The sequence below is a fragment of the Aquabacterium sp. G14 genome (assembly GCF_037482285.1).
Taxonomy (GTDB): Bacteria; Pseudomonadota; Gammaproteobacteria; order Burkholderiales; family Burkholderiaceae_C; genus Aquabacterium.
Genome location: NZ_JBBEYB010000001.1, coordinates 225196 through 250421 on the forward strand (window position 1 = coordinate 225196; position 25226 = coordinate 250421).

General features: G+C 65.9%; 25 protein-coding genes. 14 read left to right on the forward strand and 11 right to left on the reverse strand.

Annotated features, from left to right (window positions below; all coding sequences use genetic code 11):
* Window positions 1-16: 16 nt before the first annotated feature.
* Window positions 17-553 carry a hypothetical protein gene (locus tag WIT60_RS01070; RefSeq protein WP_339582102.1) on the forward strand — a complete coding sequence of 179 codons (537 nt, stop codon included), beginning with the start codon at window positions 17-19 and terminating at the stop codon, window positions 551-553.
* A 90-nt stretch (window positions 554-643) separates the two neighbouring features.
* Complete coding sequence (locus WIT60_RS01075) at window positions 644-823, forward strand: hypothetical protein (RefSeq protein ID WP_339582103.1); 180 nt, start codon at window positions 644-646, stop codon at window positions 821-823.
* Between the two features lie 64 nt (window positions 824-887).
* On the opposite strand, the gene fghA is transcribed toward WIT60_RS01075, so the two are convergent.
* Window positions 888-1748, reverse strand: coding sequence for an S-formylglutathione hydrolase (gene fghA / locus WIT60_RS01080; RefSeq protein WP_339582104.1), 861 nt, complete (start codon window positions 1746-1748; stop codon window positions 888-890).
* Window positions 1749-1764: 16 nt separating this feature from the next.
* Window positions 1765-2883, reverse strand: coding sequence for an S-(hydroxymethyl)glutathione dehydrogenase/class III alcohol dehydrogenase (locus WIT60_RS01085; RefSeq protein ID WP_339582105.1), 1119 nt, complete (start codon window positions 2881-2883; stop codon window positions 1765-1767).
* A 148-nt stretch (window positions 2884-3031) separates the two neighbouring features.
* On the opposite strand from WIT60_RS01085, the gene WIT60_RS01090 reads away from it, so the two are divergent.
* Window positions 3032-4231, forward strand: a complete 1200-nt coding sequence (locus WIT60_RS01090) for an amino acid aminotransferase (protein WP_339582106.1) — start codon at window positions 3032-3034, stop codon at window positions 4229-4231.
* 73 nt (window positions 4232-4304) lie between these two features.
* Here WIT60_RS01090 and WIT60_RS01095 read toward each other — a convergent pair whose 3' ends face one another.
* The 4 genes from WIT60_RS01095 to otnI all read right to left on the reverse strand — a co-directional run bounded on the left by WIT60_RS01095 (window position 4305) and on the right by otnI (window position 8351).
* A complete protein-coding gene (locus tag WIT60_RS01095; protein ID WP_339582107.1) occupies window positions 4305-5855 on the reverse strand; it encodes a methyl-accepting chemotaxis protein in 1551 nt (516 codons plus the stop codon).
* A gap of 137 nt (window positions 5856-5992) precedes the next feature.
* Complete coding sequence (locus WIT60_RS01100; protein WP_339582108.1) at window positions 5993-6556, reverse strand: YaeQ family protein; 564 nt, start codon at window positions 6554-6556, stop codon at window positions 5993-5995.
* 53 nt (window positions 6557-6609) lie between these two features.
* A complete protein-coding gene (locus tag WIT60_RS01105) occupies window positions 6610-7482 on the reverse strand; it encodes an alpha/beta hydrolase (RefSeq protein ID WP_339582109.1) in 873 nt (290 codons plus the stop codon).
* A 56-nt stretch (window positions 7483-7538) separates the two neighbouring features.
* The gene (otnI, locus tag WIT60_RS01110; RefSeq protein ID WP_339582110.1) at window positions 7539-8351 is read right to left on the reverse strand and encodes a 2-oxo-tetronate isomerase; all 813 of its coding nucleotides are present in this window, start codon (window positions 8349-8351) and stop codon (window positions 7539-7541) included.
* Between the two features lie 81 nt (window positions 8352-8432).
* Here otnI and WIT60_RS01115 point away from each other — a divergent pair, with 81 nt between their 5' ends.
* The 3 genes from WIT60_RS01115 (at window position 8433) to WIT60_RS01125 (ending at window position 12224) form a co-directional block, all read left to right on the forward strand.
* The gene (locus WIT60_RS01115) at window positions 8433-9956 is read left to right on the forward strand and encodes an MFS transporter (protein ID WP_339582111.1); all 1524 of its coding nucleotides are present in this window, start codon (window positions 8433-8435) and stop codon (window positions 9954-9956) included.
* Between the two features lie 65 nt (window positions 9957-10021).
* Window positions 10022-10963, forward strand: a complete 942-nt coding sequence (locus tag WIT60_RS01120; protein WP_339582112.1) for a M48 family metallopeptidase — start codon at window positions 10022-10024, stop codon at window positions 10961-10963.
* Window positions 10964-11348: 385 nt separating this feature from the next.
* Window positions 11349-12224, forward strand: a complete 876-nt coding sequence (locus tag WIT60_RS01125; RefSeq protein WP_339582344.1) for a hypothetical protein — start codon at window positions 11349-11351, stop codon at window positions 12222-12224.
* A 49-nt stretch (window positions 12225-12273) separates the two neighbouring features.
* On the opposite strand, the gene WIT60_RS01130 is transcribed toward WIT60_RS01125, so the two are convergent.
* Window positions 12274-12912 carry an MBL fold metallo-hydrolase gene (locus WIT60_RS01130; protein ID WP_339582113.1) on the reverse strand — a complete coding sequence of 213 codons (639 nt, stop codon included), beginning with the start codon at window positions 12910-12912 and terminating at the stop codon, window positions 12274-12276.
* Window positions 12913-13130: 218 nt separating this feature from the next.
* On the reverse strand, window positions 13131-14024 hold the full coding sequence (locus WIT60_RS01135) for a LysR family transcriptional regulator (protein WP_339582114.1): 894 nt from the start codon (window positions 14022-14024) through the stop codon (window positions 13131-13133).
* Between the two features lie 104 nt (window positions 14025-14128).
* Between WIT60_RS01135 and metE the strand changes: the two genes are divergently transcribed.
* The 5 genes from metE to WIT60_RS01160 all read left to right on the forward strand — a co-directional run bounded on the left by metE (window position 14129) and on the right by WIT60_RS01160 (window position 19845).
* Complete coding sequence (metE, locus tag WIT60_RS01140; RefSeq protein ID WP_339582115.1) at window positions 14129-16420, forward strand: 5-methyltetrahydropteroyltriglutamate--homocysteine S-methyltransferase; 2292 nt, start codon at window positions 14129-14131, stop codon at window positions 16418-16420.
* An 840-nt stretch (window positions 16421-17260) separates the two neighbouring features.
* Window positions 17261-17623, forward strand: coding sequence for a hypothetical protein (locus WIT60_RS01145; protein WP_445207630.1), 363 nt, complete (start codon window positions 17261-17263; stop codon window positions 17621-17623).
* Between the two features lie 24 nt (window positions 17624-17647).
* Window positions 17648-18310 carry a cupin domain-containing protein gene (locus WIT60_RS01150; RefSeq protein WP_339582116.1) on the forward strand — a complete coding sequence of 221 codons (663 nt, stop codon included), beginning with the start codon at window positions 17648-17650 and terminating at the stop codon, window positions 18308-18310.
* Window positions 18307-19458, forward strand: coding sequence for a flavin monoamine oxidase family protein (locus tag WIT60_RS01155; protein ID WP_339582117.1), 1152 nt, complete (start codon window positions 18307-18309; stop codon window positions 19456-19458). Before WIT60_RS01150 ends, WIT60_RS01155 begins: the two co-directional genes overlap by 4 nt.
* Window positions 19459-19527: 69 nt before the next feature.
* Entirely contained in the window at window positions 19528-19845 is a 318-nt protein-coding gene (locus WIT60_RS01160) for a DMT family transporter (protein WP_339582118.1), read from the forward strand.
* A 4-nt stretch (window positions 19846-19849) separates the two neighbouring features.
* On the opposite strand, the gene WIT60_RS01165 is transcribed toward WIT60_RS01160, so the two are convergent.
* From WIT60_RS01165 to WIT60_RS01175, 3 genes are read right to left on the reverse strand one after another with little or no spacing between them, the layout of a single operon-like run.
* Window positions 19850-20044 (reverse strand): oxidoreductase-like domain-containing protein, encoded by a 195-nt coding sequence (locus WIT60_RS01165; protein WP_339582119.1) that lies wholly within the window; start codon window positions 20042-20044, stop codon window positions 19850-19852.
* Between the two features lie 27 nt (window positions 20045-20071).
* Window positions 20072-21331: a DUF3443 family protein gene (locus WIT60_RS01170; protein WP_339582120.1), complete on the reverse strand. Its 1260-nt coding sequence runs from the start codon at window positions 21329-21331 to the stop codon at window positions 20072-20074.
* Complete coding sequence (locus WIT60_RS01175) at window positions 21328-21819, reverse strand: DUF2844 domain-containing protein (RefSeq protein ID WP_339582121.1); 492 nt, start codon at window positions 21817-21819, stop codon at window positions 21328-21330. Before WIT60_RS01175 ends, WIT60_RS01170 begins: the two co-directional genes overlap by 4 nt.
* Before the next feature lie 394 nt (window positions 21820-22213).
* On the opposite strand from WIT60_RS01175, the gene WIT60_RS01180 reads away from it, so the two are divergent.
* Genes WIT60_RS01180 through WIT60_RS01190 form a run of 3 tightly spaced genes read left to right on the forward strand, consistent with a single transcriptional unit; the run spans window position 22214 to window position 25197 of the window.
* Window positions 22214-22786, forward strand: a complete 573-nt coding sequence (locus tag WIT60_RS01180) for an OsmC family protein (RefSeq protein WP_339582122.1) — start codon at window positions 22214-22216, stop codon at window positions 22784-22786.
* A gap of 33 nt (window positions 22787-22819) precedes the next feature.
* On the forward strand, window positions 22820-23971 hold the full coding sequence (locus WIT60_RS01185; protein ID WP_339582123.1) for an acyl-CoA dehydrogenase family protein: 1152 nt from the start codon (window positions 22820-22822) through the stop codon (window positions 23969-23971).
* Window positions 23968-25197, forward strand: coding sequence for an FAD-dependent oxidoreductase (locus WIT60_RS01190; protein WP_339582124.1), 1230 nt, complete (start codon window positions 23968-23970; stop codon window positions 25195-25197). The genes WIT60_RS01185 and WIT60_RS01190 overlap by 4 nt, the downstream gene beginning before the upstream one ends.
* Window positions 25198-25226 lie beyond the last annotated feature (29 nt).

The following is a 25226-nucleotide window of genomic DNA, read 5'->3' on the forward strand; positions in this document are numbered from 1 at the left end:
CAGGAAAGCGATCGTGATGCGGACAATCAAGACTTGGCTGGTGTTGGGCATGGCATGCGCCTTGGCAGCTTGCGCCAGCAAGGGAGCGGATCGGGTCACGGACGCGGCCACGCGTCCGCTGGGCGACCTGAATCTGGTGCGCGAGGAGATCCCCGATGTGCTGCGCCAGGCGCAGGCCAAACCCTATCAACTGCCGGCCGAGGTGGACTGTGCCTCGCTGGTGCAGCGGGTCCACGAACTCGACCATGTGCTGGGGGCTGATCTGGACACGCCGCCCACCAAGGAGAACCCGGGCTTGATCGAGCGCGGCTCTGATGCGGCCGGTGATGCGGCCATTGGGGCGCTGGCGCGCACGGCCGATGGCTTGATTCCCTTTCGGGGCTGGGTGCGCAAGCTCAGCGGCGCCGAGCGTCATTCGCGCAAGGTCGAGGCCGCCATTGCCGCAGGCACCGTGCGGCGCGCTTTCCTGAAGGGAGTGGCGATCACCAAAGACTGTTCGTGGCGTGTCGCCCCTTCGCAGACGGTGGCGGCGACTGCCACCGTGGCCCCCTGAGCGGATTCGGGGAGTCGATCGGGGCTGATCAGGTTGGTGTTTTGGCCCAAGTGGGATATGGTGTGCAGACTCACCTTTTGAAAGCACTGCGTGCCACCTAAACCCAACTATTCGTTCGAAAAACGTCAGCGCGAGCTGGAAAAGAAGAAAAAGAAGGCCGAAAAGGCCCAACGCAAGGCCGAAGGCGGCGGTCACGCTGACGCGGTGGTCGAGGCAGACGCGGCACCGTCACGGGCCCCGGTGGCACCGGAATCTGGCCCCGTCGCCTGACGTCGGCAGGCCTCGTCCGCACGAGGTCATCGGGCATGCGGGCAGCGAGGCTGCCCGCTTTTGCTCAGTCGACCAGACCCTGCGCGTGATGCGTCAGGTGGTCGGCCACAAAACTCTGGATGAAGTAGTAGCCGTGGTCGTAGCCCTCGTGGCGGCGCACCGCCACCGGCTGGCCCACCTGCGCACACGCCTCTTCAAAGGCCTGCGGGTGCAGTTGCGTGGGCAGGAACTTGTCGGCCAGGCCCTGGTCGATCAGGATGCCTTGCGGGTAGGGCGCCGAGGTGGCCCGGCTCATCAGCGCGGTGGCGTCATGCTCGGCCCACGCATCCCGATCGTCTCCCAGGTAGCCACTGAAGGCCTTTTCGCCCCAGGGGCAACGGCTTGGATGCGCAATCGGCGCAAAAGCCGACACGGTGCGGTACTGGCCCGGATGACGCAGCGCCAAGGTCAGGGCGCCATGCCCGCCCATCGAGTGGCCGAAGATGCCGGCGCGGCTCAGGTCCACCGGCAGGTGCTTGCCCACCAGGGCGTGCAGCTCCTCGGTGATGTAGGTCTCCATCTGCCAGGCCGCCGACCAGGGGCGCTGGGTGGCGTCCAGATAGAAGCCGGCGCCCACGCCGAAGTCCCAGCTGTCCGACTGCCCCGGCACCTCGGTGCCGCGCGGGCTGGTGTCGGGGGTGACGATGGCCAGGCCCAGTCGCGCCGCATGCTGCTGCGCGCCAGCCTTGATCGCAAAGGTTTCTTCCGTGCAGGTCAGGCCAGCCAGGTAGAACAGCACGGGCACCTTGGCCCCGCCGTGCAGCGCCTGCGGCGGCAAGTACACGCCGAACTGCATCGGCAGGCCGATGGCGCCCGAGGCGTGGCGGTAAAAGCGTTGCACCCCGCCAAAGCAGGCGTGCTCCGACAGCAACTCCAGCGTGCTCATGCCTGATCCTTCCCGATCAGTACACGACGATGGAGCGGATCGACTCGCCGCGCTTCATCAGGTCAAAGCCTTCGTTGATCTGCTCCAGCTTGAGCTTGTGCGTGATCAGCTCGTCGATCTTGAGCTTGCCGTCCATGTACCAGTCCACGATCTTGGGCACGTCGGTGCGGCCGCGTGCGCCACCGAAGGCCGAGCCTTCCCACTTGCGGCCGGTCACCAGCTGGAAGGGGCGGGTGCTGATCTCGGCGCCAGCCTCGGCCACGCCGATGATGATGGAGCGGCCCCACCCCTTGTGCGTGCACTCCAGGGCCTGGCGCATCGTGGTGGTGTTGCCGATGCACTCGAAGCTGTAATCGGCGCCGCCATCGGTCAGCTGCACGATGGCATCGACGATGTTGCCGCCGGCGGCCGCGATGTCCTTCGGGTTCAGGAAGTGGGTCATGCCGAAAGCCCGGGCCATGGCTTCGCGCTCGGGGTTGAGGTCCACGCCGATGATCTTGTCGGCGCCTACCATCTTGGCGCCCTGGATCACGTTCAGGCCGATGCCGCCCAGGCCGAAGACGACCACGTTGGCCCCCGCTTCCACCTTGGCGGTGAACAGCACGGCGCCCACGCCGGTGGTCACGCCGCAGCCGATGTAGCAGATGGTCTCGAAGGGCGCGTCTTCACGCACCTTGGCCAGCGCGATCTCGGGCACCACGATGTAGTTCGAGAAGGTGGAGGTGCCCATGTAGTGCAGGATGGGCTGGCCGTTGAGCGAAAAGCGCGAGCTGCCGTCGGGCATCAGGCCCTTGCCCTGCGTGCTGCGGATCTTCTGGCACAGGTTGGTCTTGCGGCTCAGGCAGAACTTGCACTCGCGGCATTCGGGCGTGTAGAGCGGGATGACGTGGTCGTTCTTGCGCAGCGACTTGACGCCCGGGCCCACGTCCACCACCACGCCCGCGCCTTCGTGGCCCAGGATGGCGGGGAACAGGCCTTCCGGGTCGGCGCCCGAGAGGGTGTAGTAGTCGGTGTGGCAGATGCCGGTGGCCTTGATCTCGACCAGCACCTCGCCTTCGCGCGGGCCTTCGAGGTCGAGCGTTTCGATGGTCAGCGGAGCGCCTGCTTTCCAGGCCACGGCGGCACGTGTCTTCATGGTGTGTTCCTTGGTGGGGTCGTGTTCTTGGGATGGCGCTCACTATCCCACAACCCGGGAAACCTGGCACGTTTTCGGGTTGTCCGGGCAGCCGATAATCGAGGGCATGTCAGCTGCGCCATTACAGGCGCCCACAGGAGACCCATCCATGTTCCGTCACGTTGACGCCTACCCTGGCGACCCCATCCTCACCCTCAACGAGGATTTCCAGAAAGACCCGCGTCAGGGCAAGATCAACCTCAGCATCGGCATCTACTTCGACGAGGAAGGCCGCCTGCCGGTGATGGACGCCGTGCGCGCCGCCGAGACCGAACTGCTGGGCCACATCGGCCCCAAGCCCTATCTGCCGATGACCGGCAACCCCGCCTACCGCCAGGCTGTGCAAGAACTGCTGTTCGGCGCCCAGCACGAGGCCGTGACCAGTGGCCGCATCGCCACCATCCAGACCCTGGGTGGCTCGGGCGGTCTCAAAGTCGGTGCCGATTTCCTCAAGCGCTACTTCCCCGGCTCGCAGGTGTGGGTGAGCGATCCGACCTGGGACAACCACAAGGCCATCTTTGAAGGGGCGGGCTTCCAGGTCAACACTTACCCCTATTACGACCCCGTCACCAAAGGCCTGAAGTTCGACGCCATGCTGGCCGCCATCGAGGCGCTGCCGGCACAGAGCATCGTGCTGCTGCACGCCTGCTGCCACAACCCGACCGGCGTGGACCTGAACCCGGCGCAATGGACCCAGCTGATCGAGGTGATCCAGGCCCGCAAGCTGTTGCCCTATCTGGACATTGCTTACCAGGGCTTTGGCGACGGCATCGATGAGGACGCATTCGCGCTGCGCGCGCTGGCGGACGCGGGCGTGAGCTTCTTCGTGGCCAACTCCTTCTCGAAGAGCTTCTCGCTGTACGGCGAGCGTGTGGGCGGCTTGAGTGTGGTCTGCCCGGACAAAGAGCAAGCCAACCTGGTGATCGGCCAGCTGATGTCGGCCGTGCGCCGCAACTACTCCAGCCCGCCCACCCACGGCAGCGTGCTGGTGGCCAAGGTGCTGCAGACGCCCGCGCTGCGCCAGCAATGGGCCGATGAGCTGACTGCCATGCGCGAGCGCATCAAGGTGATGCGTCAGCGCCTGTACGACGGTGTGGTGGCGCAGCTGCCGGGCCGGGACGTGCGCTACTTCATCGACCAGCGCGGCATGTTCAGCTACACCGGCGTGAGTCCCGAGCAGGCCGAAGCCCTGCGCACCGAGCACGGCGTGTACGTGCTGCGCTCGGGCCGCATGTGTGCTGCCGGCTTGAACGTCAACAACGTCGACCGTGTGGCCGAGGCCTTTGCGGCCGTGCTGGCCAAGGGCTGAGCCGTTCCATGAAAAAAGGGGCCGCGTGAGCGGCCACCGGTGCGGTGGCGAACGGGCAGGCTGGCGCTGAAGCTCAGCGCAGCTTGAACCAGCCCACCGCCTCGGTCAGCTTGGCCGTCTGCTCCTGCATGCTGGAGGCGGCAGCGGCGGACTGCTCCACCAGCGCAGCGTTCTGCTGTGTCATGGCATCCAGGTGAGAGACGGCTTCGTTGACCAGGCCAATGTCTTGGGCTTGCTCGCCAGCGTTCTCGGCGATGCGTGCAATCGTCTGATCGACCTGCTCGACGCTGGCCAGGATGGCCTGCATGGCGGAACCTGCTTCTTGCACCAGGCGTGAGCCAGACTCGACCCGCTCGGTGGATGCGGCGATCAGGCTCTTGATCTCGCGCGCTGCCTCGGCACTGCGCCCAGCCAGGGTGCGCACCTCGCTGGCCACCACGGCAAAGCCCCGGCCTTGCTCGCCCGCCCGGGCGGCTTCCACGGCCGCGTTCAGAGCCAGAATGTTGGTCTGGAAGGCGATGCCGTCGATCACGCCGATGATGTCGCCGATCTTGCGCGAGCTGGTCTGGATGTCGTCCATCGTGCTCACCACCTGGCTGACCACCTCGTGACCGCGCACCGCGTTGTCACGGGCCGAGGACGCCATCTGGTTGGCTGCGCGAGAGGCCTCGGTGTTCTCCTGCACGGCCTGGTGCAGCATGCCCACTGACGAGTGGGTTTCTTGCAGGCGTGCCGCGGTCTGCTCGGTGCGCTGGCTCAGGTCCTGGCTGCCCAGGGCAATTTCCTGGCTGGCGGTGACCATGTTGTCCACGCTGCCGCGCACCTGTCCGACCGTGCGGTTGAGCCCATCGGCCATGGCCTGCAGGGCTGCCATCACCTCGCCGATTTCATCCTTGACGCGCCACTGGATGGACTGGCTGATGTCGCCCTGGGCGATGGCGTTGGTGAGGTCGCGCGCGCGGCCCAGGCGGGTGGTGATGGAGATGCTCATGCTGCGCATGACGAACCACAGCAAGGCCGCGGCAGCCAAGCAGATGGGCAGGTAGAGCAGGGCACGCTGGGCGTAGAGGGTCTGCAGGTCCTCCAGGTACACGCCTGAGCCGATCACCCAGCCCCAGGGAGCGAAGGGTGCCAGATAGGTTTCCTTGACGGCCGGCTTGCCGGTGCTGGGGCGCTTCCAGCTGTAGTGGTGCACGCCGCCGCCCGGCTGAGAGCCGACCCGCACCAGGTCGTTGAACAGCGGCTTGCCGTCGGCGTCCTTCACCTGGGTCATGTCCTGCCCGTCCAGCTTGGGCTGGTCGGCGTGCATGACCATGCGCACATCCTGGCTCAGCACGAAGAGGTAGCCGTCTTCGCCGTTGCGCAGTTGTCGCAAGACGTTGGCGGCCTGGGTGCGGGCCTGCTCGGGGTGCAGGTGCTGCTGATCCACCTCTTTTTGCAGCCAGGTGAGCACCGCCACGGCGCTGTTGACCTGGTCGCGCATGGCCTGCCGTCGGTCCTCCAGGCTCAGCTGGTACTGGTTGTAGAGCAGGAAGCTGGCAATGCCGATCACCACCAGCACGGTGCCAATGGTGGTCGCGCGGAGTTTGGCCGCCAAGGAGGCGGTATGGAGCCAGGAAGCCATGGTGGTCCGATGGGGGATCAGGGATTTCCGCAGTCTCTGCCACGAAAGCCGCCGCCGTCAAAGGCGGATACCCGCATTGACCCGCACAGGAGATGCAGGGGTGTGCGATGTCGCACAATGTTCCTGGATCATGGTTCTCAGGTGTCCGGCCCCATCAGTTTGATCGGGGTGATCTCGACGCTGTCGTGCGTGCCGTCGTTGACCCACAGGGTGCCATCCTGCACCGTGATCTGCAGCTGCATGCTGCGCTGAGCCAGTTGCGCCAGGGCCTGGCTCTGCTCGGAAGGGATCTGCCACACGGTCAGGTTCTGCGCGCGCGTGAGCTTGGTGGCGATGTTGCTCCACCAGACGTTGGTGCTGCTCTGGAAGGCGTAGAGGCTGACCTTGCGGGCGCGGCCGGCGGCTTTCATCAGGCGCTTGTCATCGGGTTGGCCCACTTCGACCCAGTGCAGGATCTCGTCGGAGTAATTCTTTTGCCACAGCGCGGGCTCGTCGGGCTCCCACATGTCTTTGGCCAGCTCGATCGTCCCCTCGGAGGTGTCAGCCGGCCAGCCCAGGGCCAGGGCCAGCACGCGGATCATCATGCGCTCGTCGGCCTCAGAGGGGTGGCGGGCGATGGTGATGTTGGTGTCGACGTAGACGTTGCGGTCCATGTCGGCCAGGTTGAGCTGGGCTTTGTAGATCGTGGCTTTGATGGCCATGGGGAGAACCTGTCAGGAGCGGAAAACGGGCCGCACGGCGGCCCAAACCGCGATCATCCCGCAAAAACACGCGCCAGCCAGTCGCTCAAGGCCTGCAGCACCTGATCTTGTGCCACTTCGTTGAAGATTTCGTGGCTCAGCCCAGGCCAGGGGCGGGCGGTGACGCAGGTCGTGGGCGCCGCGGCGGCAAAGGCGGCGGAGCCGGCCGGATCCACGCAGCGGTCGTCTTCACCCCACATGATGAGGGTGGGGGTGTGCCAGGCCGGGGTGCGTTGGCGGACCACGGCGCCCGCATCGAGCAGGAAGTGGCTGAGGCGGCCGCTGATGCGGTCATGCACCAGCGGGTCGGCGATGTAGGCGGCCACGGTGGCGGGGTTGTGGCAGATCCACTCGGGCTTCAGACCATTGCCCACCGCCACATTGGGCGTGAGGCGGGCCACGGTGTGGAGCAGTGCTTTCTGCACCCCGCTCAGCGGGATGGCCAGCGCGGGGGAGGACAGCACCAGCGCTTCCACCGGGCGGGCCCAGGGCGCGGCTTCGGCGGGCTGGGTCTGCTGCGCGGCGACAAAGCGCGCGGCAATCGCGCCGCCCAGGCTGTGTCCGATCAGCAGCAGGCGCTGGCCGGGGTAGCCCAGGCGCACCAGATCGATGGCGCTGGCCAAGTCGTGCAGCAGATCGTCATCGTGCTGCAGCACGCCACGGGCCCCGGGTGAGCGGCCATGGCCGCGGTGGTCGTAGCTGACCACGCTCCAGCCCAGGCGGTTGAGGTGAGCGGCCACATGGGCGTAACGGGCACCGTGTTCACCCAGGCCGTGCACGATCAGGGCCACGCCGCGGCCGCGCACTTCGGGCGGCAGGGGCCAGTGGTGCAGGTGCAGGTCCAGGCCATCGCGGGTGCGGACGGTGGTGGGCAGGCGTTGCGGCATGGAGAGGCTTTCGTTAAGGGGGCGAGGAAAGAGGGGCGGGAGGCCAGGCGGGCGGCTCAGAGAGCATGGCCGGCACCGCGCAGCCGGCGCAGCCAGCTCAGGCCCACGGAGGTGGTGGTGCGGGGGCGGTATTCGCAGCCGATCCAGCCGTCCCAGTTCAGGCGTCGCAGTTCGTCGAACACCCAGGGCCAGGCCAACTCGCCGTCGTCGGGTTCGCCCCGGTCAGGCACGGCGGCGATCTGCAGGTGGCCGACCTGACCAGTGGGCAGCCACTGGCGCAGGCGCATGGTCACATCCCCCTCGACGATCTGGCAGTGGTACAGGTCCATCTGCACCTGCAGGTGCGGAGAGCCGATGCGCTGCACCAGGGCGTGTGCCGCGGTCTGGTGGGTCAGCAGGTAGCCGGGCATGTCGCGCGGGTTGATGGGCTCGATCACCAGGATGCGGCCATGGTGTTTGGCCTGTTCCGTGGCCCAGCGCAGGTTCAGCTCGAAGCGTACCCAGGCGTCGGCACGTTCTTCCGGGGTGCTCATGGGAGGCAGGCCGGCCATGATGTGGATGCGGGGGCAGTCGAGCGCCACAGCGCGGGCCAGGGCCTCACGCACCACGCGTTGAAAATCGGCCTGGCGTCCTGGCAGGCTGGCCAGCCCACGCTCGCCGCGTGCCCACTCACCGGGCTCGGCGTTGAACAGCACCAACTGCAGGTTCAGATCGTGCAGGCGCGCCTGGATCTCGGCCAGAGGGTGTTCGTGTAGCAGCAGGCACTCGACCCCGTTGAAGCCATCGCGGGCCGCGGCAGCAAAGCGGTCGAGAAAGGGCAGTTCGGGGTACAACCAGGACAGGTTGGCGGCGAATTTCAGGGCAGACATGGCACCGAAGCGTAGCCGAGAACGCCCCGCGTCCGCAGGTCATGGGCACGGACAGTCACGGGGGTTTCCTACAATCGACGCATGTCCTCACCTTCCCCCGACCAGGCGCGCGTGCCTGTGACCCGCCGTCTGATGTTCTGGGTGGCCCTCCTGTACTTCTCGGAGGGGCTGCCGCTGGGCGTTTTTTACGATCTGTTTCCGGTGCACATGCGCCAGTCGGGCGTGGGGCCCGCCGAGATCGGTCTGTTGAGTTTGCTGGGCCTGGCCTGGACCGTGAAGTTTCTGTGGGCACCGTTGGTGGATGCCTGGCGCGGGCACCGCCTGTGGATCGCCGGGGCCAATGCCGGCATGGCTCTGGTGCTGGCGACGCTGGCCTTGAATCCCCAGGCGCTGGGGCAGGGGGCGACCTGGCCCTGGGTGCTGCTGGCGGCCTTCACCTTCCTGTCGGCCACCAACGACATCGCCACCGACGGCTACACGATCGAGCTGCTGTCCAAGGGCCAGTACGGCGTGGCCAATGGCCTGCGCATCGGCTTTTACCGGGTGGGCATGCTGGCGGCCGGTGCCCTGCTGGTGGTGGCGGGCTGGTCGGGTACACCAGGGCAGCCCAATTGGGCGGCGGCCTATGGCATGGGCGCGCTGCTCATGCTGCTCAATGCCATGGTGATTGTGACGGCGCCACCGCAACCGCCGCGCGCTGCCCGCGTCGAGGGGGCATCGTCGCGCGAATGGGCGGCCGTGCGTGCACAGCCGCTGTGGCTGGTGGCGCTGGGCTTGCTGCTGGCCGGTCTGCTGTGGCCGGTGTTGGGCCCGGTGGGCAAGGCGTTCAACTGGGCCTGGGTGCAGGCCATCAGCAGCACCTGGTGGTTCAAGGGTGCGGTGCCTGTGGGCCTGATGTTCGCCGGTGCCATCCTGATGGTGCGCGCGGCGCGGGGTCCGCAGGCGCACGTCATGTCCGAAGGCCCGGTGTTCGGCGCCTGGGTGGACCTGCTGGCCCGCCCCGGCATGCTCGCCGTGCTGGTCTTCATCCTCACTTTCAAGCTGGGGGACGCGGCCATGGGCTTCATGGTCAAACCCTTCTGGGTGGACGCGGGTTTCACGCCCGCCCAGATTGGTCTGGTCAGCGTCAACGTGGGCTTGGGCCTGTCCATTCTGGGGGGGCTGATCGGCGGGGCCTATGTGGACCGCGTGGGCATCTTCAAGGGCTTGTGGGTGCTGGGCCTGTGGCAGGCCTTGTCCAACCTGGGCTATGCGCTGGCAGCTTGGTATGTCCCGCCCACCGAGCCTGGTATGCAAGTGAGTGTTCACTATCAAGCTGTGGTGTACGCGGCCAGTGGTCTGGAGAGCTTCACCGGCGGCCTGGGCACCGGGGCCTTTCTGGCCTTTTTGATGGGCATCACCAGCAAGGCCCGCGCCACGACCGAGTACGCCATCCTGTCGTCCATCTTTGCGTTTTCGCGGGCGGTGGCGGGGTGGGCTGGCGGCCTGGGCGTGGAGCAGATGGGCTACGCGTCCTTCTTTTTCCTCACCTTCTGGCTGTCTTTCCCGGCGTATTTGTTGCTGCCGGCCGTCCGGCGTATGCTCGGCCGCGACGAGACGCGTTAAGGACTTGAAGGGCGGCACGTCGCGCCCATCTGATCCCCTCTGTTGACCCGAAACCCCTGCCTGCCATGAACCCCTCCTTCTCTGCCGTGCGTGAACTCCCCCGTCGCCTGCTGTCGCTGGGCGTGGTATCGCTGGCGCTGGCCAGTCCCTGGGCCCTGGCCCGCGAGGGGGTGGACGTCAGCAAGCAGCACTCGGGCTTTGCGCGCCTGGTGCCCGCCGACCAGGTGGAAGCCGCTGCGCAGCAGCAATACAACCAGATGGCCTCCCAGGCCAAGGCGCAGAACGCGCTGCTGCCCGACAACCACCCTCAGGTGGTGCGGCTGAAGGCGATTGCCCAGCGCATCGTGCCCTACACCCTGGAGTGGAACAGCCGTGCCCGTCAGTGGCAGTGGCAGGTCATGGCCCTGAACTCGAAGGAGCTCAACGCGTTTTGCATGCCCGGCGGCAAGATTGCTTTCTACACCGGCATCCTGGAAACGCTCAAGCTCACCGACGACGAGACCGCGATGATCATGGGCCACGAGATGGCGCATGCCCTGCGTGAGCACGCCCGCGAGCGCATGGGCAAGAGTTCGGCCACGCAGATTGGCGCCAGCCTGATCTCGAGTCTGCTCGGCTTGGGCAGTGCGGGCGACACCTTGTTGAACATGGGCGGGCAGTTGCTGACGCTGAAATTCAGCCGCGAGAACGAGTCCGAAGCCGATCTGGTCGGCATGGAACTGGCGGCCCGCGCCGGTTATGACCCGCGGGCTGGCATCAGCCTGTGGAAGAAGATGGCCGCGGCCTCGAAGGGCGCGCCGCCGCAATGGCTGTCCACCCACCCGGCCAGCGGGACCCGCATCCAGGAGATGGAAGCGGCCATGCCGCAGGTGATGCCGCTGTATGAGCGTGCCGCCAAGCCGCCGCGCCGTTACGACGCGCCCGCCCGCACCGGCGCTTACTACCTGAGTCAGGAGCCACTGGCCTTCTGGGGCCGGGGTACCTCGCCGCTGTTGACGCGGGACTGAGGTTCGGCCGCCCTGAGGTCGCACCCACAAACCCCGCGCCCGGACAGTCGGGGCGGGGTTTGTTAACATGCCCCTATGCTTCATCGCTCGGCCTTCGCCTCTTGCTGCCTGCTGTGCGCCGCCCACCCTGGGATGGCAGCTGGCGTGTGCCTGCAGGGGGGCACCGGCCTGTTGGCGGCACGACGCTGGCCACACAAGCCGGTTGCACATTCCCCGGCCCGGCGATAACCCCACCTCCTTCTTTTTGCGCACACCATCATCGCCGGGCCCCTGCTCAGCGCGATCGTGCCTTGCCGTGTCACGCGGATGCGGGAGGCCGCCTTGATGGAGATGCGTCATGTCGACGAAGCCCGCCACGCTGTCCGCCCCGAACCCCGCTGCGGCGATGGAGTTCACCAAGCGCTTTCTGCGCGCCAAGAATCCCTGCGCCAACGGCTTTCGCTGGTTCGTGCGCCACATCGAAGACGGCACCAGCTACCAGGAGGCCCTGGACACGCTGGTGCAGGCGGGTCGTGTGGGCGACGCCTGCTGGCTGCTCGACCAGTTCGGCCCGACCGATGCCGTGCTGACGGTGGACGCCATCGAGGCCGAGGCCATCGTGTTCTCGGGAACGCTGGAGGTGCGTGGTCACATTGAGGTGAGCACGGTGCTGCGGGCCGGTCGCATGATCCGGGCTGGTGGGGGCATCCGCGCGGGCGAGGAGATCGTGGCCGGCGAAGGCATCCGGGTGGGCGGCGGCATCCGCTGCGAAGGCCGTTTGAGCTCGGGCGGCGACGTGCGGGCCGACTGGGGCATTGAGGTGCAGCGGGCCCTGACGTGCGCCGACGACGTGCGCGCCGGCTGGGACCTGATCTGCGGTGACAAGCTCCAGGTGGACGGCCACATTGTGGTGGGCCAGGACCTGATCGCACAGGCGGCGGTGCAATGCGGCAAGAGCGTGCGCGTTGGCCGGCGTCTGCGGGTGGCCGACAGCCTGCGTGCGGGACAGGGCATCTGGACCGGCGACGACATCGCCTGCGGTATGCACCTGGAGGCGGGGTGGGGCGTGAAGTCGGGCGGGTCGATCCAGGCGCAGGGGGCCGTGAAGGCGGGCGAGAGCCTGTGCGCGCATGGCGAGATCTGTGCCGGAGGCGGCTACGGCGTCTACGCAGGCCTGAGCGTGCAGGTGGACACCTGGGCGGCCAGTGCCCAGGTCATGGCCGAGCGCAAGCCCGAGGGCCTGATGAGTGGCTGCTGGGCGGGGCCTTCGCCGCTGGCTTGAGGCAGGCCTGCTCGCCTGTTCTCAGGTGGACGAGGTGGGTCGTTCCGGCTCAGCGGCCTTGCAGGAAGGGGTTGTAGCGACGCTCTTCGCCGAAGGTGCTTTCCGGGCCGTGGCCAGGGGTGAAGGTCACGTCGTCGCCCAGTGGCAGCAGCTTGGACTTGATCGCGTGGATCAGGTCGGCGTGGTTGCCTTGCGGGAAGTCGGTGCGGCCGATGCTGCCGGCAAACAGCACATCGCCCACGAAGGCATGGCGGGTGCCTTCGTGGAAGAACACCACGTGGCCGGGCGTGTGGCCGGGGCAGTGCAGCACCTTGAGCGTGTGCTCGCCGATGCTGACCTCGTCGCCGTCGTGCAGCCAGCGCGTGGGCGTGAAGTGTTCGGCCTGCGGGAACCCGAACATCTGGCTTTGCTTGGGCAGCCCGTCGATCCAGAACTGATCGCCGGTGTGCGGGCCGATGATGGGGAGGTCGAGCTCACGCGCCAGCGTGCCGGTGCCGCCCGCGTGGTCGATGTGCGCGTGCGTGAGCCACAGCGCCTTGAGAACCAGGCCGCGCTCTTCCACGGCCTCGAGCAGCTTGCCCAGGTCACCCCCTGGGTCGATCAGGGCCGCCTCGTGCGTGGCGTCGCACCAGACGAGCGAGCAGTTCTGTTCGAACGGGGTGACGGGGATGGTGAGGCGCTGGAACATGGGGCAAGAGGATGTGGACAACAAAGTCTCAAAACGTGTTGATTTGAAACGACTTTAGGGAGCGTAGCATCTTTGGGCCTGGGGGCGTGCATGGGAGGGCTATCGCTGATGGAACTCAGCGGCCGGGGATTCGCTCCTTCATTGCGCACAGTCTTTGAGCGTGATCCGTGCTTCCAACCCAACGAGGCGTGAGCAGTTTGAGCAACTGCAACCGTGGCTCAAGCCATATCGGCCGAGTGACGTGCCAGCTCAATGAATGCGTGCACGTAGTCGATGTCGGTGTCAGCTTCGCGCACACCCAGGTGAATCTGCTTGGCAATGCCCTTGGCACCCAAACGCACCGGCACGACCTCCATGCGCTGGGCGTATTCCTGCACCAGCCAGCGCGGCAAGGCCGCCACGCCCCGGTTGCTGGCCACCATCTGCAGCATGATGTCCGTGGTCTCGATGGCTTTGTGGCGCTTGGGGGCAATGCCTGCGGGCATGAGGAACTGCGTGTAGATGTCCAGCCGATCCGTGGGGACAGGATAGGTGATCAAGACCTCGTCCGTCAGCTGCCTGGGCTTGACATGGCCGGCACCCGCGAGCGGGTGGTCGGTGCTGACCACCAGCACCTGCTCGTAGTCGAACACTGGCTCAAAATGCAAGCCTGGCTTGTAGAGCGGATCGGGCGTGACCAGCATGTCGATTTCGTAGCCAAACAAGGCGCCGATGCCGCCGAACTGGAATTTCTGTTTCACGTCCACGTCGACATCCGGCCAGGCGGCCAGATAGGGCGAGACGATCTTGAGCAGCCACTGGTAGCACGGGTGGCACTCCATGCCGATGCGCAGGGTGCCCCGCTCGCCCTGGGCAAACTGGTGTAACCGCTCCTCGGCCAGTGTCAGTTGCGGCAGCACCCGGTTGGCCACGGCCAGCACGTACTGACCCGCCTGTGTCAGGCGCAAGCTGCGACCTTCGCGCAGCCAGATGTCGGTGCCCAGTTGCTGCTCCAGCTTCTTCATCGAGTGGCTGAGTGCCGACTGGGTGACGCACAGCACATCGGCTGCGGCGGTCAGTGATCCTTGCTTTTCAACCTCCTGGACGATGGCCAGGTGCATGCGCTCCAACATGATGAATGAGCAAATCTCATGGATTGTTGAATTAATACCATTTTACTTCATGATCTTGTGTCCTTAACCTTGCGGCCATTCTTGAACATCCAAAGCAACGGATCATGGCCATCACACACAACCTGGGCTTTCCCCGCATCGGCGCCAAGCGCGAACTGAAGTTCGCTCTGGAGTCCTACTGGAAGGGCGAATCGTCGCGCGACGCCCTCAAGGCTCTCGGCGCTCAACTACGCCGCCGCCACTGGGGCAACCAGTCCGAGCTGGACTTCGTGCCGGTGGGCGACTTCGCGTTCTACGACCAGATGCTGGACATGAGCTTCACGCTGGGCAATCTGCCCGAGCGTGTGCAGGGCTTTCAGGGCGATGTGCTGGACAACTACTTTCGCGTGGCCCGTGGCCGTTCTGCGCAGAGCGCTGAACATGCCGCATGTTGCGGCGGTGGCGTGGCCGCTGGCGAGATGACCAAGTGGTTTGACACCAATTACCACTACATCGTGCCGGAGTTCACCTCGGCCACCACTTTCCAGCTGGACGCCTCGCGCCTTCTGACGCAACTGGCTGAAGCCCGGCAGTTGGGCCTGAACCCCAAGCCGGTGATCATCGGTCCCGTGACCTACCTCGCGCAAGGCAAGGCCAAGGATGACTCGAACAAGCTGGCCCTGCTCGATCGCATCCTGCCTGTGTACGCCGAATTGCTGGACACGCTGGCGGCGCAAGGTGTGGAGTGGGTGCAGATCGACGAACCCATGCTCGTGACGGAACTCGATGCCGACTGGAAGCACGCGTTCAACACCGCCTACCACCAGCTCAAGGCCACCAAGGTCAAGCTGCTGCTGGCCACCTACTTCGGTCAGTTGGCGGAGAACCTGCACCTGGCAGCCAACCTGCCCGTGGCCGGCCTGCACATCGACGCCATCAACGGCCGCGAGGATGTTCAGCCCTTGCTGAACCTGCTCCCCGCCCACAAGGTGCTGTCGCTGGGCGTCATCAACGGCCGCAACATCTGGAAGACCGACCTGAATGCCGTACTGGACTGGATCGAACCCATCGCAGAACGCCTGGGTGAGCGCCTGTGGATTGCCCCGTCGTGTTCGCTGCTGCATGTGCCGGTGGATCTGGACAGCGAGCAAAAGCTGGACGCCGAAGTGAAGTCATGGTTGGCCTTCGCACTGCAAAAGCTCGATGAACTTCGCGTGCTGGCCAGTGCACTGAACAACGGCCGAGCGGCAGTCAAGGCGGTGCTGGACGTCAACAAGGCGGCCATCGATGCCCGCAGTGCCTCCCCGCGCGTGAACAACCCGGCTGTCAAGGCTGCGCTGCTCAAGATCACGCACGAGCTGGGCAAGCGACAGAGCCCGTATGCCCAGCGTGCGACCAAACAAGCCGCGCTGCTGAAGTTGCCGGCCTATCCGACCACCACCATCGGTTCGTTCCCTCAGACGGCCGACATTCGCCATGCCCGCAGCGAATTCAAGGCCGGGCGCCTTGATGAAGCTGGCTACCAGGCTGCGATGCGCAAGGAGATCGAGCGCGCGGTGCGTGAGCAGGAGGCGCTGGATCTGGACGTGTTGGTGCATGGCGAAGCCGAGCGCAACGACATGGTCGAGTACTTCGGTGAGCAGCTCGAAGGTTATGCCTTCAGCCAGTTCGGCTGGGTGCAGTCCTACGGCTCGCGCTGCGTGAAGCCGCCCATCCTGTTCGGTGACATCACCCGCCCCCAGGCCATGACGGTCGAGTGGATCAAGTACGCCCAATCGCTGACCCAGCGCCCCATGAAGGGCATGCTGACCGGCCCCGTCACCATCCTGAACTGGTCTTTTGTGCGTGACGACCAGCCTCGCTCGGTGTCGTGCTACCAGCTGGCGCTGGCCATCCGCGAAGAAGTGCTGGACCTGGAGAGGGCCGGGGTGCGCATCATCCAGATCGACGAAGCTGCCCTGCGCGAAGGCCTGCCGCTGCGCCAGGCCCAATGGCAGACCTACCTGGGTTGGGCCGTGGAGTCGTTCCGCATCACCGCCAACGGGGTGGACGACGAGACCCAGATCCATACCCACATGTGCTATTCGGAGTTCAACGACATCATCAAAGCGATTGCCGACATGGATGCCGACGTGATCACCATCGAGACCTCGCGCTCGGACATGGAGCTGCTCGACGCTTTCGAGAACTTCCACTACCCCAACGAGATCGGCCCGGGTGTGTACGACATCCACTCGCCCAACATCCCGACGCAAGAGCACATCGTGCAGCTGATGAAGAAGGCCGCTGAGCGTGTGCCGGCTGAGCGCCTGTGGGTGAACCCGGACTGCGGTCTCAAGACCCGTCAGTGGCCCGAGGTGATCCCGGCACTGACCAACATGGTTGCCGCGGCCAAGGCCTTGCGCCAAGTCGCCTGACCAGTCCGCCTCGCGGGCGTGGCCAGCGCACCGATGGTGCAGGCCTTGACGGCTGAATTTCCTGTTGATCGCTGAGCCGACCTGTGCCCCAGTCAAACCACTGGACAGAACTCGCCGGGGGCCCGGCAGTGTTGGATGTCGTGGCCGTGAGGCCTGACGGACTCTGTCTGCGGCGTGAGGCCGCAGCAATCATTGCAATGAGGGAGCGGTTGAGGTCCGATGGCGCTTCGGGTCCAACGGTTGACTCACCTGTGAATCGAATTGGGCGGGTCAAGGTGCGCCAAACAGGCGCCAAGGTGAGGACACTTGCGGCTCTGTTTCGGAATGCCCGCTTGTTGCATCAGGATTCGCATGGCCCGTCCTCCTCCTGCCGTTCGCGTGATCGACCTCACCGCCCGACTGGGCTTGCACGCCTTGGCGGATCTGGGAATCACCACAGCCTCCGAGCGTGGCCACTGGCCGCAGATTGCCTTGGGTCAGGGGGGCATGGCACCTCGACTCGACTGGTGGCGACCTGCCGGGGGCGATGCCTTTGCGCTGCCACCATCGGAGGCCGCGGCCACGATCTTGCTTGTGGGCCCGGGCTCTGCCAGCCTGTTGCGCGTGGCGCTCGCGTGGTTGGCGCCTGTCACCCAGGCGCCAGTTTGGGCCTTCGTGATGCCCAACGCCCTGATGGAGTCCGCGCTGTTCAAGGGGCTGCCTGCGGCACAGGCCGCTTGCACCTTGGCCTATCAGCTGCCGGACAGCAGTCCGCAAACCCTCTGGTTCATCTTGATGGCGCAACTGGGCAAGTTGCCCGTCGTGGACGAGCCGCTCCTTCACTCCTCACTTCCCAACGACATGAGTTCGAATCTGAAGCAATGCATGGATGCCGCGATGACCATCGACGGCGCTTTGGCGGCGGCCCTGGTGGACTATCGCAGTGGCATGTGCCTGGCCCAAGCCGGCGGTGGGCTCAATCTGGATCTGGCTGCCGCAGGCAACACCCAGGTCGTGAACGCGAAGCTCAAGACCATGGAGTCGCTGGGGCTGCGCCGCGGCATCGAAGACATCCTCATCACCCTGTCGGACCAGTACCATCTGATCCGTCTGGTGCCCAACAACCAAGGGCTCTTCCTCTACCTTGTCCTCGACAAGGCCAAGGGCAATCTGGCTCTGGCACGATACAAGTTGACCGACATCGAGCGCTCGCTCAAGGTCTGACTCACTTGTTCGCCACGGCCGTCCATGCTCATTCATCCGGATTTCTCGCGTCCCGCCCTTCTGAAGGCGGAAGATCACCAGTGGGTGTCGTCACCGCAGCCTGGCGTGGAGCGGGTCATGCTTGATCGGCTGGGCGAGGAAAAGGCGCGTGCCACCAGCCTGGTGCGCTACGCACCGTGCTCGGTTTTCCCGGCTCATGGTCACCCCGGAGGCGAAGAGATCCTGGTGCTGTCAGGGACCTTCACGGATGACAGCGGGGATCATGGCGCCGGCTGGTATCTGCGCAACCCCCCAGGCTCTTCGCACCAGCCTTCGAGTGCCGAGGGGGCGCTCATCTTCGTGAAGCTCTGGCAGATGGCGCCCGATGATCAACACACTGTGCGGATCGACACCCGCGATCCCGCGGCGTGGCGCCATGATGAGTCGGGGGCGGTCTGCCCCCTGTTCGACAGCGAGTCCGAGCAGGTTTGCCTGAGGCGTTACCCGGACGGGGCTGCCGTCAAGCTGGACATGCACGGGGGGGCCGAACTGTTGGTGACACAGGGCACGTTGTGGGCGGCTGGAGAGCGGCTGTTGCGGGGCGGCTGGCTGCGCTGGCCACCGAACGTGCCTTGCGAGCTGTCTGCGGGCGAGGGAGGGGTGACCATCTACCTCAAGACCGGGCACTTGAGCGCGCTCACCGTATGAGCCTCCAGCGTGCACGTGTGGCGATCGTCGGAGGTGGTCTCAGCGGTCTGACGGCGGCCTGGTTGCTGGCGCAGCAGGGCATCGACGATGTGGTGCTGCTGGAGTCTCGCTCGGGGCTGGGCGGGCGCATCCTGTCGGTCGACGCCCAGGGCGCGGCGGTGGATGCCACGGTCCCTGCCATCGATCGCTTCGACCTCGGGCCGACCTGGTTCTGGCCGGCGCTTCAGCCGCAATTCGATCACTTTGTGGCGGAGCTGGGGCTGGCACGCTTTCCTCAGTTCGATGAGGGCGATGTGCTGGTCGAGCGCACCCCGCATCAGGCGCCTTTGCGCGTGCAGGGATACCCCAGTGCGCCGGCATCGATGCGTTGGCAGGGGGGCACGGGTGCGCTGATTGCGGCGCTCCACCAGCGGCTGGATCCGGCCAGCTTGCGCACGGGGCACTCCGTGTGCAGTGTGCGTCGCGCTGGGGCGCATGTGGACGTCGAAGTCGAAAAGGCGGAGGGGGGGCGAGCCACCTGGCGTGTCGACCAGGTCTTGCTGGCGCTGCCGCCGCGCTTGGCAGCCCACCGCATCTCCTTCGAGCCGACGCTGCCATCCGAGTTGCTGCATCGTTGGCGGCAGACACCCACCTGGATGGCACCGCATGCGAAGTACGTGGCGATCTATGAGGCGCCGTTCTGGCGCGAACAGGGTCTGTCGGGTTCAGCGCGCAGTGCCGTGGGGCCGATGACCGAGATCCATGATGTGTCCATGCCGGGGGGCCATGCCGCCTTGTTCGGCTTCCTGGGTGTGCCCGCGCAGGTGCGCAGCCAGGTCTCCGAGGCCGACTTGCGCGCGCACTGTCGTGCTCAGTTGGGACGCTTGTGGGGCGCGCGTGCGGCGGCGCCGGTGGCCGACGCATTGAAAGATTGGGCAGCGGACCCGATGACGGCCACGGACGATGACCAGCATCCCTTGGGTCACCACGTCGAGGCGCCGCCTCGGAGCCCGGGGGCCGGGCCATGGCAGGGGTGTCTGACTGGCATCGGCAGCGAGTGGTCGCGGGAGTTTTCGGGGTACCTGGCAGGGGCGGTCGATGCGGCCACCGAAGGGGTGCGGGCGATGCTGGCTACGGGGCATGCGCGTGTTCCAATACTTGGTACGTGATATGGCGGCAGCCCCGGGGTCACTTTGCGGGCACCGACGGGCACGCGGCGCATGCTTGGGAGAAGCGCAATGAGTTGGTTGTACCTGGTGGTGGCCGGGCTGTTGGAGATCGGTTGGCCAGTGGGCTTGAAGATGGCGCAAGAGCCCGCGACCCGTTGGTGGGGCATCGCGGCTGCGGTGGGCTTCATGGCCAGCAGCGGATTTTTCCTGTGGCTCGCGCAGCGCCACATTCCCATGGGCACGGCTTACGCGGTGTGGACCGGTATCGGCGCGGCCGGGACCTTTCTGGTCGGGGTGATGTGCTTTGGTGACCCATCGTCCCTGATGCGCTACATGGGGGTGTTGCTCATCGTGGCCGGGGTGGTCACGCTCAAGCTGGCGCACTGAGAGATCAGGTGGCGGGGGTGTCCGCCGGATGGCGTGCCTGCCAGGCGCGCAGGGCCTGGCGGTAGGCGTCCATGTCCAGATCGTATTGATCAAAAATGCACGGGTCGCAACCGTTGCCGCAGCAGGCATCCAGATCGGGCTGCACGGGCGGCTGGGGCTTGGGATCTGATTCGGGCGAAGCGGGGGGCGGGGTGCTCATGGGCGATATTTTCGCCCAGCCGGGGTATCAGTACGCCACGTAGGGGCCTTGTCCCAAGGGGGTGTTCGCCTCGTCCAGCGCCGTGATCACACTGCGCCCGAAGAAGAAGGGTAGGCCAAAGTCGAAGGCGGCGGGATCGCCCACGGGGCCGGCCAGGTTGCTGTAGGCGTACGCTGCGCTGTTGTTGAACAGGTCGCGGGCGTTGGCCACCGTGACGTTGACCGAACTGGTCTGGCCATTCACGCTGCTGTTGGTGGCTTGTGCCGTTTGCGCGCTGGTCGGGCAGTACCACTGGGGCGCGTTGGTGCACAGCCTGTAGGCTGGGGAGGCGGTCGTGCCGAAAAACCAGCCGTTCGACCCCGAGTCCACGAAGCCTTTGGTCAGCACCCGGCCGGCAAACTCGGTGGTGAAGTAGCCCCAAAGGTTGGGGGCCATGACACTGGTGCTGGTGGGTTGGTTGTTGTCCGCGGTGCCGATCCCGAAAATCATGTTGCCTGTCGCGCTGGGCGATCCGCTGGCCGCGACCACCGGCAATTGGATGATGACACCGTTGTTGTGGGGGCTGAACTGGCTGACCGGTTGCTGGATCTGCTCGGTGCGCGGCACGGCGATGCCCATGAGCACGCCGCCACCGTGGTCAGCGTGGTAGTAACCGTTGTCGGTGACGTCTTCACACAGCGTGCCGCAATCCTGACGGTCGCTGCCCACGCCGAGAATGCCATTGGCCCCCAGATCGTTGATGCTGTTGTTGGGCGTGAGGCTGTCTTGCGCGCAGTCCGAGGGGGCGGCTGGGGTGCCTGTGGCACCCGCCAACTGGATGCGCAACTGGGCGGCCTGCTGCCCATCCAGTTGCGAGCCCCCCATGGACACGTCGGCACTGACGACCGGGCCCCACATGTAGCTCTGGTCAATGAACTGCACGCAGTTGTACAGCGGCTTGCCCTCGGCCTGGACCTGGGGCAGGGACAGGCTCACGGCCGAGCGCAAGAGCCGCAGACCGGTCGAGCCGGTGTCGACCAGCACATGATCGATGACCTGACAGTTGCTGGTGCCTGGCTCGCACACCTTGACGCTGGTGTAGAGGAGGTTGGCCACGCGCACGGACAAGCCGGCCGGCCCACTGCCCACCCGAACGGCTTGTACGTTCGGTCCCGACAGTGTGGGCGTGGAGACGGGCGGGTCGTTGCGCGAGCCGGAGGAGCCTCCCCCGCCGCAGCCTGCCAGCAGGCTCGCCAAGGTCATGCCGAGGCAGCGTTTCCACCAGATGGAGTGCAGGAAAGAGCTCATGGCAGCAAGGTCTGGATGTCAAGCCCGGCGGGCACCAGGGAGGGGATGTAGGCGTGGCCCTCGAAGCGGCCCATGCGACCGCGAGAGAGCATGACGAGGTCAGGCTGCTGCGTCATCACCGCGCCACCACGCTGGCCTGCTGCGCGCTTTTGCTGCACCGCTTGCTGAAACGCGCTGTAGTGTTCTCCGAAATAGCGCGACAGATTGGGCAGGACCGGCCCCCGCCAGACCACGGCGAACACCCGTTGCTCGCCATTGACGAACTCCTGGACGACGGTGCCGTTGGGGGCGACGGCGGTCGAGACCGTGTAGGGCGATGTAGGCGATGCGGTGCGCAACTGGCGAGCGGCAGGTGCGCCTTCCGCGACGGCGCTGGCAACGGCTTGAGGCGCGCGACCGAGCGCCGCCTGGGCGGCCGTGATCGGCAGCAAGGTGGTCGCCAGGGACAGCGCAACGATGCGCCAGTGAGCGAACAGATGGCTGAACATGGGGTGTGACGCTGTGATGAAAAGTGCGCCAAGCCTCTCCTGGGAAGGTCGAGCGACGCGCAACACGATGCAGTACAGCCTACCGCATCTTGCACCCCCTTGGTGCTCGGTGGGGGCTTGTGGATCCGTTCACTTGAGGGACAGGCCGTGTGACGGCCGAGCCATGCCACTGGCAGCGCCGAGCATTGTGTGAACATATTGTTCACATTGTCCGGGTGGCGGGCTGCAGGGCGACGGTGGATGACGATGCTGATCCCCAACGGGAAAGGAAGGAAACATCCATTGGATCAATGACTTAAGGGTTGTGGAGGGTGTGCCTCGGACGGTTGGCACACCCCTTGCGATGTTGACATTGCCAAGTCGACCTTCTTCTTTCCCTTGTTCAGGAGCTTTCATGTCTCTCGCCACTGCCCCCACCCCTGCCACCGCCCCCACGACCGTCAAGGCCTATCTGCGCCCCATCGACCGCGACGGCCTGATGGCCTTTGCCGAGAAGGGGCGCAACAACCCCGCCTCTCGCGGCACCAACAAAGTGCACACCGTGATGGAGGGCCAGTACCGCTCGCTCAGCTATGTGGGGAACCACACCCCGGTGGTGGTGGACGAGCCGCTGCATCTGTTCGGGCAGGACACGGCGCCTGCACCGGGCGAGATCGTGCTGTCGGGGCTGGGTGGGTGCCTGGCGGTGGGCATTACGGCCGTGGCCACCTGGAAGCAGGTCAAGCTGACCCGTCTGGAGGTGTTCATGGAAGGGGACATCGGCAACCCCGCAGCCTGGGGCGCCGGTGGGGCCCTGGAGAAGACCCCGCCGGAGATGGGTTTCCAGGCCATCCGCGTGAAGGTGGTCGTCGAGGGCGATGCCCCGCGTGAGGTGCTCGACGAGATCGTGCAGCACGCCAACTTCTATTCGCCGGTGGCCAACACGATGCGCAACCCCATCCCCTTCACCATCAGTCTGGCTGACTGAGGTTCGACCGCTTGCTGCACGAAGGAGTCCCTCATGAACCCCGCTGACACCCCCTCGGCCATGCTGTGTGAGCCGGCAAGCGCGGCTGACACGCTGATGGCTGCCGTTCAGGCCATTGCCCAAGGCCCCTTGAAGCAGCAAGTCGAGGCCATCGACCGCGGGCTGTACCCGACGTCGATCTTGCAAGGTCTGGCCCAGGTGGGGGGCATGAGTGCCCATCTGGACGCAGCGGGGCAGCCGGGCGACTACGGTCTGGCCATCCGGGCCATGGCCGAGGTGTCCCGCGTGTGTGGCGCCACCGGCTTCATGATGTGGTGCCAGGCGGTGTGCGGTCTGTACCTGCAGCAAAGCGGCAACCCGGCGCTCACCGGCGAGGTGCTGCAGGCACACCTGCGTGGCGAAGGCCTGGGCGGGACGGCACTGTCCAATCCGATGAAGAGCTATGCCCAGATCGAGCACATGCTGTTGCGCGCCCGTGCAGTGGACGGCGGATATCGGGTCAGTGGCACCTTGCCCTGGGTGAGCAACCTTGGGCCCCATCAGTACTGCGGCGCGATCGCTTCGATTGATGAGGGCTCATCCGATGAGCCTCATGAGGTCATGTTCCTGCTGCGCTGTGACGCACCAGGCGTAGAGATGCGCGAATGCCCGAGCTTCTCGGGCATGGAAGGCACGGGGACCTACGCCTTGCGCTTGACCGATCACTTCGTGGGCGCCGATCAGATCATCGCGGACCCCACCCGGCCGTTCATTGCCAGCATCCGTGCGGCGTTTGTGATGCTGCAGTGCGGCATGGCGGTAGGTGTCACGCAAGGGGCCATCGATTCCATGTGGGCGGTGGAAGGGCAGCTGGGCCATGTGAACCAGTTTCTGGAAGACCGCCCCGATGCCTTGCAGGCCGAGTTGGACGAGCTGACCGCGCGGGTCATGAAGCTGGCCGAGACGCCTTTCGACGCGCGCAAGGCGTTCTTCATCGATGTGCTGGACGCACGCGCCCACGGTGCAGAGCTGTGCCTGCGGGCGGCGCAGTCGGCCCTGATGCACCAGGGTGCGCGCGGCTATCTCTTGAGCTCCGATGTCCAGAGGCGGGTGCGTGAGTCGCATTTCGTGGCCATCGTGACCCCGGCGATCAAGCACCTGCGCAAGGAGATCGCACGCCTGAGCGAAGAGGAAATGCCGGCATGAGCATCGACCTGCCCTTTGCGCAGTACATCTGCGAAGCCTGCGGCTACGTGTACGACGAAGCCTTGGGGGATCCCGACGGGGGCTTGCCGCCTGGCACCCGTTTGGCCGACATCCCGGAAGACTGGGCCTGTCCGCTGTGCGGGGTGAGCAAGCACGACTTCGTGCCTTATGTGGCGCCCGACCTGGGGCAGTTGCGTGCCCAGGCCCGCAGTGCGGCACAGCCCCGTCGGCGTGCGGCATCCGCAGCGGGCGTGGTCATCGTGGGGGCGGGGCGCGCCGGTTGGCAGATGGCCGAGGCCTTGCGTGCACGGGATGCCAAGATCCCCATCTCCCTGGTGAGCGCCTGTGCCGGCGATGTGTACGACAAGCCGCTGCTGTCGGTGGCCGTGGCACGCGGCTTGAGCGTCACGCAGTTAGTCAAGGAGTCGGGGGCGCAGGCGGCGCGCCGTCTGGGCGTGACGCTGATGGCGCACACCCATGCGGTGCGTGTGTGCGAGGCCACGCACCAGCTGCGCACCACGCGAGGGCCACTGCCTTATCGACACCTCATCTTGGCGCATGGCGCACAAGCCGGCTTGCCGCCTGCGTTGCCGGAGTCCTTGTGTTGGCGCGTGAACCATCTGTCTGCATATCAGAAACTGCGTCAAGCCATTGATGGCTCATCGCATGAGCTGGTGATCGTCGGGGCCGGTCTCATTGGTTCCGAACTGGCGAATGACCTGGCGCTGGGCGGCCACCGCATCACCCTGCTGGACACGCAGACCACGCCATTGTCGCGCTGGCAGGCCGAGCAGGCAGGTCAGAAGGTGCTGCAAGCCTGGCGTGATCTGCCCATCCAGTTTGTGGGTGGCGTCGAGGTGGCATCGGTGGAGAAAGTGGGCGCGCGCATCCGCGTGACCACCCGATGCCATCGGGTGTTCGAGGCCGATCAGCTGATCGCGGCCACGGGTTTGCGCACGCCTTCACGTCTGGCGCAGTCGGCCGGTTTGAACTGGTGCGATGGCATCGCCGTGGAGGCACGAACCTTGCGTACCAATCGACCAGGCATCTATGCATTGGGTGACTGCATCACCGTCGATGGCCAGGCCAGCCGTTACATCGAACCGATCGTTCGGCAGGCTCGCACCATCGCTTCGCAGATCTGTGGAGACGAGCCTGAGCCCTATCAGGTCCGCCCCATGGTGGTGCGAGTCAAGACGACGTCGATGCCCTTGACCCTGCATTGAGGCGCACACCGCTGATCCCTTTCTTTCAT